This window comes from Psychrobacillus sp. FSL H8-0484, from assembly GCF_038005325.1.
Lineage (GTDB): Bacteria > Bacillota > Bacilli > Bacillales_A > Planococcaceae > Psychrobacillus.
The window spans coordinates 1,395,317-1,407,694 of sequence record NZ_JBBOSZ010000001.1; the positions used below are offsets into that span (position 1 = coordinate 1,395,317).

General features: G+C 37.1%; 9 protein-coding genes. All 9 read left to right on the forward strand.

Annotated features, from left to right (window positions below):
* Positions 1–43: 43 nt before the first annotated feature.
* The 9 genes from MHH81_RS06445 to MHH81_RS06485 all read left to right on the forward strand — a co-directional run bounded on the left by MHH81_RS06445 (position 44) and on the right by MHH81_RS06485 (position 12,342).
* Positions 44–1,084, forward strand: coding sequence for an aspartate-semialdehyde dehydrogenase (locus tag MHH81_RS06445; protein ID WP_340919243.1), 1,041 nt, complete (start codon positions 44–46; stop codon positions 1,082–1,084).
* A 280-nt stretch (positions 1,085–1,364) separates the two neighbouring features.
* On the forward strand, positions 1,365–2,243 hold the full coding sequence (gene dapA, locus MHH81_RS06450) for a 4-hydroxy-tetrahydrodipicolinate synthase (protein ID WP_340919244.1): 879 nt from the start codon (positions 1,365–1,367) through the stop codon (positions 2,241–2,243).
* Between the two features lie 129 nt (positions 2,244–2,372).
* Positions 2,373–4,040 carry a ribonuclease J gene (locus MHH81_RS06455; protein ID WP_340919247.1) on the forward strand — a complete coding sequence of 556 codons (1,668 nt, stop codon included), beginning with the start codon at positions 2,373–2,375 and terminating at the stop codon, positions 4,038–4,040.
* A 298-nt stretch (positions 4,041–4,338) separates the two neighbouring features.
* Positions 4,339–6,618: a DNA translocase FtsK gene (locus tag MHH81_RS06460; RefSeq protein WP_445678073.1), complete on the forward strand. Its 2,280-nt coding sequence runs from the start codon at positions 4,339–4,341 to the stop codon at positions 6,616–6,618.
* Between the two features lie 187 nt (positions 6,619–6,805).
* Positions 6,806–7,534: a GntR family transcriptional regulator gene (locus MHH81_RS06465; RefSeq protein ID WP_340919249.1), complete on the forward strand. Its 729-nt coding sequence runs from the start codon at positions 6,806–6,808 to the stop codon at positions 7,532–7,534.
* A gap of 48 nt (positions 7,535–7,582) precedes the next feature.
* Positions 7,583–8,656 (forward strand): BMP family lipoprotein, encoded by a 1,074-nt coding sequence (locus tag MHH81_RS06470; protein ID WP_340919252.1) that lies wholly within the window; start codon positions 7,583–7,585, stop codon positions 8,654–8,656.
* A gap of 138 nt (positions 8,657–8,794) precedes the next feature.
* Positions 8,795–10,345: an ABC transporter ATP-binding protein gene (locus MHH81_RS06475; RefSeq protein ID WP_340919254.1), complete on the forward strand. Its 1,551-nt coding sequence runs from the start codon at positions 8,795–8,797 to the stop codon at positions 10,343–10,345.
* Complete coding sequence (locus tag MHH81_RS06480) at positions 10,335–11,381, forward strand: ABC transporter permease (RefSeq protein ID WP_340919257.1); 1,047 nt, start codon at positions 10,335–10,337, stop codon at positions 11,379–11,381. Before MHH81_RS06475 ends, MHH81_RS06480 begins: the two co-directional genes overlap by 11 nt.
* A 1-nt stretch (position 11,382) precedes the next feature.
* Positions 11,383–12,342 (forward strand): ABC transporter permease, encoded by a 960-nt coding sequence (locus MHH81_RS06485; RefSeq protein ID WP_340919258.1) that lies wholly within the window; start codon positions 11,383–11,385, stop codon positions 12,340–12,342.
* Positions 12,343–12,378: the final 36 nt, after the last annotated feature.

Sequence of the window (12,378 nt, forward strand, 5' to 3'; positions counted from 1 at the left end):
TATAATATCGCAAATATGTTTTGATTAGAGAGGAGAGCTTTTGATGTCACAACAGTATGTAGTAGCAGTAGTAGGAGCGACAGGAGCTGTCGGCCAAAAGATCATTGAAAAATTAGTAGAGAGAAGCTTTCCATATTCCACTTTAAAGTTATTAGCTTCTAAGAGATCTGCGGGTAAACAAGAGGAGATAAATGGCTTTACGTATACAATTGAAGAAGCAACTCCAGAGGCTTTTGAAGGGGTTGACATAGCATTTTTCTCGGCAGGTGGTTCCATTTCGAAAGCATTGGCAAAAGAAGCGAGTGGTAGAGGTGCCATTGTAATCGATAATACGAGTGCATTTCGAATGGATAAAGATACACCTCTTGTTGTACCGGAAGTGAATAAACAAGCATTACACGAGCAAACAGGGATTATTGCAAACCCTAATTGTTCGACTATTCAGATGGTTTGCGCACTTGAGCCAATTAGACAGCAATTTGGTTTAAATAAGGTCATTGTATCCACATACCAGGCAGTGTCAGGTGCTGGAGCAGCTGCTATTAACGAGTTGACTATACAAAGTGAAAGAATTAGTGAGAAACTACCTAATCCAGAAATCTTGCCAGTTAAAAGTGCCGAAAAGCATTATCCAATTGCAGGAAATGTTATACCACAAATTGATGTATTTACGGAAGATGGATTTACATTTGAAGAGCTCAAGATGATGAATGAAACGAAAAAAATTATGTCTCTGCCTGAACTTGCAATTGCTGCAACTTGCGTGCGGGTTCCTGTTGTAACTGGCCATTCTGAATCTGTATATATAGAAGTAGGAAAAGATGATGTAACAGTGGATGAGTTAAAGCAATTACTCGCTACATCTAAGGGTATTACCTTGCAAGATTCTCCTGATCAACAGCTATACCCAATGCCATTTTTTGCAGAGGATAAAGATGATGTCTTCGTAGGAAGAATCAGAAAAGATCCTTCCAACAAAAATGGCTTCCATATGTGGATTGTTTCTGACAATCTATTAAAAGGAGCAGCTCTTAACTCAATTCAAATTGCAGAAGCATTAATTGAGGAAGGCATTTTAAGTTAATCCAGCACAGATTTTTTGCAACGAGCTTTGCGCGTAGCGCCTGTTTTCTGCGGAGCTGAAGAAAGAAAAGCATTAGTCCTCATTTTTTAGTGGGGAGAAAATTGCAACATCTGTATACAATTCAGTGAGATTCAAACTCCTGCTGAATACCGTAGAACTCTGGCTAAGTTCGCTTGTCCTGCGGCAAAGCCAGAGTAACTAACATCCTGTTGGCCCGGGGCCCTCTGCGGATGTTTGGAAGCAAATGCGCCAAGGCGAATTTGATAAGAGGTGTAATCAGATGAACATTGGACATATCTCAACAGCTATGGTTACTCCGTTTCAAGAAGACGGATCCATTGATTATAGTGCAACTGAAAGATTGATAGAGCATTTACTTTCGACTGGAACTGAATCACTTGTGGTATGTGGAACGACTGGGGAATCTCCTACTTTATCAACAGCTGAAAAGTTGAAGTTTATTGAATTTGTTGTAAAAAAAGTGAATAATAGAGTTCCAATCGTTGCGGGAACAGGAAGTAATAATACTTCGGCATCCATTGATTTATCACAAAGAGCAGAAGCGCTTGGAGTAGACGCGTTAATGATTGTTACGCCATATTACAACAAGCCAAATCAACGTGGTATGATTGCCCACTATGAGGCAATTGCAACAGCAACTACTGTACCAATTGTCGTCTACAATATTCCTGGTCGCTCGGTTGTAAATTTAGAACCAGAATCGATTGTTGCATTAAGTAAGATACCGTCGATTCAAATTGTTAAAGAAGCAAGTGGTAGCTTGGATCAAATGACCAAAATATTGGCAGAAACGAAAAATGAACTACTTGTGTATAGTGGTGATGATTCCTTAACTTTACCTCTACTTGCTGTTGGCGGATCAGGCATTATTTCCGTTGCATCGCACGTAATTGGGAAGGATATGCAGGAAATGATTCAAGCCTTTCATGCAGGAAATCATGCAAAAGCTGCTGAAATTCACCAAAATATTTTACCTGTCATTAAAGGATTATTTAAGCATCCAAATCCTGTGGTAGTGAAATATGCACTTTCGAAAATTGGAGTAGAGGTTGGTTCGTTAAGACTTCCGCTCGTAGAAATGACAAAAGAAGAAAAAATAGAATTTGATACTATATGGAATGAATACCAGGGTACCTGAAAACCAAATAGTTTTCATGAAAAGGCTGAAGAATTCAATCTTCAGCTTTTTTTATTTGTGCGAATCGATGACGTTCGATATAATAAAAAATAGTGGATGTTGGTCGGGTTAATAATAGGAGGAAATAAATTGGTAAAAGTAAAAAATGAACTTATTCGAATTATCCCACTCGGTGGAGTTGGTGAAGTCGGAAAAGCAATGTATGTAGTAGAAATTGATGAAGAAATATTTGTTGTAGATAGTGGACTGATGTTCCCTGAAAATGAAATGCTTGGTATTGATATAGTTATTCCAGATATTACGTATTTAGAAGAAAATAAGGATCGTGTAAAAGGAATATTTTTAACTCACGGACATGAAGATGCCATTGGGTCTATTGCGTATTTACTACAAAAAGTCCAAGCACCAGTTTATGGTTCTAAGTTGACAATTGCATTAGCTAAAACTCACTTAAAAGCATTGCCTACAAAACAATCGGTTAAATATTTTGAAGTAACAAATAAAAGCCGAATGAATTTCCAAAGTACTCATGTGACGTTTTTCCACACAACACATAGTATTCCAGATTCATTAGGGATAGTATTCCATACTTCAGAAGGTGCAGTTGTGCATACGGGAGAATTTAAGTTTGATCAATCGGCAAGAGGAAAATATCGTCCAGATATCGCTAAAATTGCTGGATTGGGAGAAGATGGTGTTTTCATTCTTTTATCTGATTCCACAGAGGCGGAAAGACCAGGATATACGACATCAGAAGCAGTAATTGAAAACCAATTATCAGAAACATTCCACGCTGCAAAAGGTCGTATACTAGTGTCTTTATATGCTTCTAATTTTATTCGAATTCAACAAGTGTTTGACAAGGCTGCAGAAACTGGCAAAAAAGTTGCAATTGCTGGAAAAAGCTTGGAGAATATTTTTGAAATTGGATTAGATCTAGGGTATTTTACTATTCAAGAAGACACAATTATCCCAATTAAAGAAATTTCGAAGTATCCAGATGAAAATATTGTTGTCATAGTATCTGGTAACCAAGGAGAACCATTAGAAGCGTTAGAAAAAATGGTTCGGAAACACCATAAAGACATTCGAATTAAAAATACGGATACTGTATTAATTACTTTTACACCTTCTCCAGGAATGGAAGTTGGTATGTATCAAACTATGAACCAACTTGCAAAAGCTGGGGCTAAAGTTTTAACATCTAGCAAAAATGTTCATGTTTCAGGACATGGTAGCCAAGAAGACTTGAAAATGATGTTAAACTTAACACGACCAAAATATTTTATCCCTATTCAAGGGGAGTATCGTATGTTAATGGCTCACTCCAAACTAGCTCAAGATATTGGTATGACTAAATCGGACATTTTTATTGCTGATAAAGGTGATATTGTCGAATATAAAAATGGTAAAGTGAGAATGAGTGGAAGAGTACAAGCCGGAAATGTGCTAATTGATGGTATTGGTGTAGGTGACGTAGGAAATATTGTTCTTCGAGATCGTAAACTCCTTTCACAGGATGGTATTTTTATTGTTGTTATTACGTTAAATCGTGCACAAAAGAAAATTGCATCAGGTCCTGAAATTCTTTCCAGAGGATTTGTTTATGTAAGAGAATCAGAGGAACTAATGGACGAATCTGCTAAGTTAGTTCGAACAATTGTTGAAAAATATGTGAATAAAGAAACGTTTGAATGGACAAACATTAAACAAGAAATCCGCGATACGCTAAATTCATATTTATTCCAACAAACAAAAAGACGTCCAATGATCATTCCGATTATTATGGAATATTAATATGAATAAAGGATTTCCTTTCCGCATGTGGAAGGAAATCCTTTTTATCTATCTGCTCTGTTAAATGATCATGTTGTTATCTGCCAAAAGTCCGCTCGCTTTACGCGGACGAACTGCCAAGCCACCTCCGGGCAACAGGATGTGGTTAATTTAGGATTTGTTCCTATAAGCTCGGTGCGGAGTCTTGGCAGCCCGTTTTTCCGCAGGAGTCTCCCGGATTTTCGTCAAAAAATATATTCTTTTAAAAATTAACAGCCTAATTTAACACAGCATATCTATTAGGAAGTAGGTGAAACGATTGGCAACAAGAAAAAAAAAGAAACCAGTAAAAAAAGTTAGTAAGCAATCTTTACATCCATTAATGTATGAAATTATTGGTCTACTTGTTATAGGAATTGCTATTATTTCTTTTTTTGAATACGGGCTTGTAGGAGAAACATTTGCTTATATAGGCTATTTTTTATTTGGTAATTGGCATATTGCCATTCCATTTATGTTAGTTGTTTATGCTCTTATCATTATGATTAAGCAAACTTTCCCTACTTGGAATAATCGCTTTATATTAGGAAGTGCATTTATTTTAGGTAGTTTATTATTATTTAGTCATTTAGCTCTTTTTCAGCAATTATTTGAAGGGAAAGCGTTAATGACTAATTCTGTTTTACGAGAAAGTTATAGAGTCCTAGTAGAGAGTGGTGGGATTACAGATAGAACGAGTTCTCTCGGTGGAGGAATTATTGGGGCAATTTTATTTGCATCGTTTCATGTTCTATTTGATTCCAGTGGGGCAAAAGTTGCTGGCTCGTTAATGTTACTCATCGGGCTTGTTTTATGGACAGGGAAAGCGCTAGTTCCTTATTTAGTGGAGGTATCTCCGAAAATAAGAGAAAATTTCAAAAATAGACCCAGAAAAGTGAAGAAGAAACCAGTTGAATCCGAGAGAGTATCTAGAAGAAAGAGAAAAGAAAGTACACAAGAAGAAGCAGTCACGGTTCATGATTCTAATCCATTGGAAGTGGTAGAGGTAGAACAAGTAACCGCTCCAATTATTTCCGCTTTTACGGAAAGAATCTCCAAAAAAGAAGAACCTATGGAATTGGCTGAGCCGCTAGAAATTAATATGGATGCAGATGAGTTGGAAAACAAGGATTACAAATTACCTGGGCTTTCGTTATTAGACTCACCAGAGCATAGTGACCAAAGTGGAGAATTGAATGCAATTCAAGCGAATGCAAAAAAACTGGAGCAAACATTTCTTAGTTTTGGAGTAAAGGCTAAAGTAACAGAAGTTCATTTAGGTCCTGCTGTGACCAAATATGAAGTTCTTCCAGATGTGGGAGTTAAAGTAAGTCGCATTGTCAGCTTACATGATGATTTAGCTTTGGCTCTAGCTGCAAGAGATATTCGAATTGAAGCACCGATTCCAGGTAAGTCTGCTATAGGGATAGAAGTACCAAATAAAGAAGTAGCTATAGTGAGTTTACGTGAAGTACTGGAATCAGATGAAAATAATAAACCCAATTTAAAGCTATTAATTGGATTTGGACGAGATGTAACAGGACAGGCAGTTCTTGCACAGTTGAATAAAATGCCTCACTTACTTGTTGCAGGTTCAACAGGTAGTGGGAAAAGTGTATGTATCAACGGTATCATTACGAGTATTATGATGCGTGCGAAGCCGCATGAAGTGAAAATGATGATGATCGATCCGAAAATGGTGGAGTTAAATGTTTATAATGGTATTCCTCACTTACTAGCACCAGTTGTAACGGATCCACGAAAAGCATCGCAAGCTTTGAAGAAAATTGTCTCTGAAATGGAACGTAGATATGATTTGTTCTCGCATACGGGAACACGTAATATGGAAGGCTATAATGAACATATTGATAAGTGGAATGAAGAAAATGAGGAGAAACATCCAAAGCTTCCTTATATTGTCGTTATTGTAGATGAGCTAGCTGACTTAATGATGGTTGCTTCTAGTGACGTGGAAGACTCAATCACGCGTTTAGCACAAATGGCTCGTGCGGCAGGTATTCATTTAATCATTGCAACACAAAGACCGAGTGTAGATGTGATTACCGGAATTATTAAAGCGAATATTCCATCTAGAATTGCATTTGCCGTATCTTCTTCTATTGACTCACGTACCATATTAGATATGGGGGGGGCGGAAAAGTTACTTGGTCGAGGAGATATGTTATTTTTACCAGCTGGAAGTTCTAAACCAGTACGAGTACAAGGAGCTTATCTGTCTGATGCCGAAGTAGAAAGAATAGTGGATTTTGTCATAGAACAACAAAAAGCCAACTACCAAGAAGAGATGATTCCAGATGAAGTAGAAGCAACACAGGAACAATTAGACCGAGATGAACTGTATGACGATGCTGTCCAATTAGTAACCGATATGCAAACGGCATCTGTTTCCTTACTGCAACGTCGCTTCAGAATTGGCTATTCGAGAGCAGCAAGGATTATTGATCAGTTAGAGATGAGTGGAGTTGTAGGACCTTATGAGGGGAGTAAACCTCGACAAGTACTGATTTCAAAACACGATCTAGATCAAGACATATTATGACATTATTCGCTAAATAGTATGACACAATTAAGTAATAATATGACAAAATCATTACAAATGTATAAAGATTGAGTAAATTAATTCGAATAAAAGTATTTATTTCAATCATTATTAATGGTATAGTATGACTGATTAGTAGGAAAGTTTTACATCGGAGGTCTGATCTCTTCAAAATGGTGGTGTTGTAATGACAATAAAAGTAGACCAGCGACCTTTATATTTACAAGTGATTGATCGTATTAAGCAAGACATTGCAAATGGTATATTCAAAGAAAAGGAAAAACTTCCTTCAGAATTTGAGTTAGCTAAGTCACTAGGTGTAAGTCGTGCAACGTTAAGAGAAGCTCTTCGATTATTGGAAGAAGAAAATGTGATTGTCAGAAGACATGGAGTAGGAACCTTTGTTAATACAAAGCCCGTTTTCACATCTGGAATCGAGCACCTTTCTAGTATCTCGTCTATGATTCGATCCGCTGGAATGGAGCCAGGAACTATTTATTTGAGTTCCATGCAATCGCTTCCATGTGAAGAAGACATTAACCGCTTTCATTGTAGAGAAGAACAATCGATTATTTCAATTGAACGCGTCCGGACTGCAAACGGTGAACCAGTTGTTTATTGTGTCGATAAAGTTCCGAAAAACTACTTACCAAATGATTTTCTCATAAGAGAAGAAGGTTCAATCTTTACTGCTTTGGAGGAATCTGGAGACATACGAGTGTCACATGCGGTAGCGTTCATTGATCCAGTGGGATACCATGAAATTGCTTCGCCAACTTTGAACTGTGAACCAGAAACTTCTTTGCTTGTTTTAAAACAACTTCACTATGATGAGAATGATCGCGTGGTTTTGTATTCGAAAAATTATTTTCGAGCGGATAAATTTAGCTTTCATGTTGTTCGGAAAAGGGTGTAAAATGATTTAAATTCCTGCTAATAAAGAAAAATAATGGAGGTTTTCATTTTGACGAAACGTAAATTTGGATTAGGTTTGTCACTTGTATTAGCTGCTGGTACTATTCTTGGTGCTTGTGGTACAAATGACGAGGAAAAAACATCTACAGGTTCAAAAGATGCTGGTACTTCTGAAGCGAAAGATTTCTCTATCGCAATGGTAACGGACGTTGGAGGAATTGATGACAAATCATTCAACCAATCAGGTTGGGAAGGTATCCAAGCTTTTGGTAAAGAACATGGTCTTGAAAAAGGCGATGGTGGATACGATTACCTTCAATCAACTGGAGACGCTGACTATGTGACAAACTTAAACAACTTAGTACGTCGTGACTTCGACGTAATTTATGGTGTTGGTTTCTTAATGGAAAAACCAATAGGTGAAATTGCTGACCAACGTAAAGATTCTAATTTTGTAATCATTGACGGAATTGTAGAAAAAGAAAATGTTGCTTCTGTTATGTTCAAAGAGCAAGAAGGTTCATTCCTAGCTGGTGTTGCAGCAGCCTTAATGTCAGAATCAAAACAAATTGGTTTCGTTGGTGGGATGGAAATTCCAGTTATCGAGCGCTTCCATGCGGGATTCGTTGAAGGCGTTAAAGCAGTAGACCCAAGTATCAAAGTAGATGTACAATACACTGGTAAATTTGACGATGCAGCTCTTGGTAAAACAACTGCTAACCGTATGTACTCTTCAGGCGTAGATGTTATCTTCCACGCAGCTGGTGGTACTGGTAATGGTGTGTTTGCAGAAGCTAAAGAACGTAAAACAAAAGATGCAAACGCGAACGTATGGGTAATCGGAGTTGACTCTGATCAATACGAAGAAGGCGCTGTTGGTGATACAAACGTAACACTTACTTCTATGTTAAAACGTGTAGACACTGCAGTTCAAACCATTGCAAACGAAGCATTGGAAGGAAACTTCCCAGGTGGTAAAACAACAACTTACGGTTTAGCTGAAGGTGGAGTTGCTCTTGCTGACTCACGTGGAGCTATTCCAGAAGACGTTCAAGCGAAAATTAAAGAATTCTCTGACAAAATTGCTGCTGGAGAAATTGTTGTTCCTGAAACTGTAGAATAAATTTGTATTAGACATCATAAAGACCGATTTATTTCGGTCTTTATGATATTTTAAATTAGTAGATGAAAGATTTTAAATATTATATAAAGTCTTTCCTGTGTTAATTTAGCAACAGTATGATAGTAGGGAGTGAGTTCATTGGATTATGTAATAGAGATGCTTGGCATTCGAAAAGAGTTTGGATCGTTTGTAGCAAATGATAACATCACTCTGCAATTGAAGAAGGGTGAAATTCATGCTCTTTTAGGAGAAAATGGAGCTGGTAAGTCCACTCTAATGAATGTATTATTTGGTTTGTATCAACCGGAAGCAGGGGAGATTAAGGTTAAAGGGAAAACTGTGCAAATTACAGATCCTAACGTTGCCAATAAGCTCGGAATTGGAATGGTTCATCAGCATTTTATGCTAGTTGAAAATTTTACAGTAACGGAAAATATTATATTAGGCAATGAACTAACAAAAGCAGGAATTATTAATATTAAAGAAGCAGCTAAAAAAATTCAAAAACTCTCTGAAATGTATGGATTAGATGTGGACCCTAATGCAAAAATAGAGGATATCTCCGTCGGGATGCAACAGCGAGTAGAAATACTGAAAACGCTTTACCGTGGCGCAGATATTTTAATTTTTGATGAGCCAACTGCTTCTTTAACTCCACAAGAGATTCATGAGTTAATTCAAATTATGAAACGTTTAATTAAAGAAGGTAAATCTATTATATTAATTACCCACAAATTAAAAGAGATTATGGACGTTTCTGATAGAGTAACAGTTATTCGAAAAGGCGAAGGAATTGGAACAGTTATTACTGCAGAAACAAATCCGAATGAGCTTGCCTCTTTAATGGTTGGTAGACAAGTTGAATTTAAGACTATTAAAGGGGAAGCAAATCCAACAGTAGATGCACTAATAATTAAGGATCTTGTTGTTACAGATTACCGTGGCATCGAGAAAGTAAAAGGCTTAAATTTAACCGTGCGCAAAGGGGAAATTTTAGGTATTGCTGGGATTGATGGAAATGGACAAAGCGAACTTATCGAAGCTATTACAGGTCTTCGTAAGTCTAAAAAAGGTTCCATTACAATTAATGGACAAGATGTTACAAATAAAAAACCTCGTAAAGTGACAGAAGCTGGCGTAGGGCATATTCCACAAGACAGACATAAACATGGGTTAGTTTTAGACTTCCCAATTGGTCATAATATTGCGTTACAAACCTATTACTTAGATCCTATTTCCAAAAACGGCATTATGAATTATGGAAAAGTTTCGGAATTAGCTCAGAAAATTATTAAAGAATTTGACGTTCGTACACAAGGGGAACATACACCCGCTCGAGCTTTATCAGGAGGAAATCAACAAAAAGCAATTATTGGACGAGAAGTAACTCGAAATCCAGAATTACTAATTGCTGCACTTCCAACTCGTGGACTTGATGTAGGTGCGATTGAATTTATTCATCAACGCCTAATTGAACAACGGGACAAAGGAAAAGCCGTATTACTTCTTTCTTTTGAGTTAGATGAAGTTATGAATGTATCTGATCGTATTGCAGTTATTTATGATGGACAAATAGTAGATACTTTGCTGCCAAAAGAAACATCTGAACAAGAGTTAGGATTATTAATGGCAGGACAAAGAAAAAATGAAAATGATAAGAAACAGGGGGAAACTGTGCATGTCGAATAGAGTAGTAAATATACTTGTCCCTGTTATTTCTGTAATATTAGGTTTACTCGTGGGAGCAATTGTCATGCTTGTAAGTGGATATGATCCTGTAAAAGGATATCTAGCACTTTGGAATGGTATTTTTGGAGATGCATATGCTATTGGTGAAACAATCCGCCAGATTACGCCATATATATTAGCAGGGCTAGCCGTAGCGTTTGCATTCCGTACTGGACTATTTAATATAGGGGTAGAAGGACAACTAATAGTAGGTTGGTTTGCAGCTGCTTATGTTGGAATTACATTTGATCTTCCAATGTATATTCATCTACCTTTAGCTATTATTGCTGCTGCTGTAGCAGGGGGACTATGGGCTTTTATTCCAGGTCTTTTGAAAGCGAAATTACAAGTACATGAAGTAATTGTTACCATTATGATGAACTATATTGCACTTCATACAACGAATGTGCTGATTAAAATTGTGTCTGATGGTGGAGATAATACAGGTACAATAAAAGAAACAGCATCATTAAAATCAGCGTTCTTTGAAAGCATTACCGATTATTCAAGACTACACAATGGTATTTTTATCGCATTAGCGATGGTTTTATTAATGTGGTTTATTCTCGAAAAAACAACAATGGGTTATGAACTAAAATCGGTTGGGTTTAATCAGCATGCTTCTCAATATGCAGGCATGAATGTTCAAAAGAATATTATTCTTTCTATGGTTATTTCTGGTGCATTCGCTGGACTTGCTGGAGCAATGGAGGCACTTGGTACCTTCCAATATGCTGCTACAAAAGGTGGCTTTACCGGAATTGGTTTTGACGGGATTGCTGTGGCTCTGTTAGGGGCAAATACACCGCTTGGGGTTATATTTGGAGCAGTCTTATTTGGATCGCTAAAATACGGAGCTTTAAATATGCCCAACGAAGCTGGTATACCTGTTGAAATCGTATCGATTGTTGTTGCGATTATTATTTTCTTTGTAGCATGTGGGTACGTAATTCGCTATTTCCTTGAAAAAATGAACAAAAAAAAGGAGGCGAAATAATATGAGCTTTTTAGATGTTCTATATTTCATCATTCCCTCGGCTATTTTTTATGCATCTCCATTAATTTTTACTGCAATTGGCGGAGTATTCTCCGAACGTTCCGGTGTGGTTAACATTGGGCTGGAAGGTTTAATGGTAATGGGTGCATTTATCGGCATTCTTTTTAACTTGATGTTTGTAGATACTTTTGGTTCGTTGACACCTTGGTTTGCATTAATTGCAGCAATGCTTGTATCCGGATTATTCTCAGTAATGCATGCAGTGGCATCTATTTCCTTTAGAGCCAACCAAACGATATCTGGGGTAGCGATCAACTTGTTAGGTGTTGCCATCGCATTATTCTCAGTAAAAATGATTTACGGCAAAGGCCAAACAGATTATATTCAAGAACGTTTTATTCGTTTCGATATTCCATTGTTAAGTGATATACCTATAATTGGACCAATGTTTTTTAAAGATGTTTATTCTACATCGATTTTAGCAGTTGGGGTTGCAGTACTTGCATGGTTTGTTATTTATAAAACACCATTTGGCTTACGTTTACGCGCGGTTGGAGAACATCCAATGGCTGCAGATACTATGGGTGTTAATGTAACGAAAATGCGTTATATTGCGGTTATTTTGTCAGGTGCTCTTGCTGGTATTGGTGGAGCAGTATATGCTCAATCTATCTCTGGAGAGTTCAGTCACAGTACTATAAATGGACAAGGTTTCATGGCGCTTGCCGCAATGATTTTTGGTAAATGGCACCCACTTGGTGCACTTGGAGCAGCTATATTCTTTGGTTTTGCTCAAGCATTAAGTATTGTTGGAGGACAGATCCCATATGTTGATCAAGTACCTCCCTATTTCTTACACATATTACCATATGTATTAACTATATTAGCAGTTGCAGGATTTATCGGAAAAGCAAATGCACCAAAGGCTAGTGGTATTCCATACATTAAAGGAAAACGATGAATTGAAATGCAGATAGAAACCGTTTAGTTGTATAAT

What these genes read in the sequence shown, in the direction of transcription:
- MHH81_RS06445 (WP_340919243.1), top strand. Translation starts at nt 44, where the DNA reads ATGTCACAACAGTATGTAGTAGCAGTAGTAGGAGCGACAGGAGCTGTC.
- dapA (WP_340919244.1), top strand. Translation starts at nt 1,365, where the DNA reads ATGAACATTGGACATATCTCAACAGCTATGGTTACTCCGTTTCAAGAA.
- MHH81_RS06465 (WP_340919249.1), top strand. Translation starts at nt 6,806, where the DNA reads ATGACAATAAAAGTAGACCAGCGACCTTTATATTTACAAGTGATTGAT.
- MHH81_RS06480 (WP_340919257.1), top strand. Translation starts at nt 10,335, where the DNA reads ATGTCGAATAGAGTAGTAAATATACTTGTCCCTGTTATTTCTGTAATA.
- MHH81_RS06485 (WP_340919258.1), top strand. Translation starts at nt 11,383, where the DNA reads ATGAGCTTTTTAGATGTTCTATATTTCATCATTCCCTCGGCTATTTTT.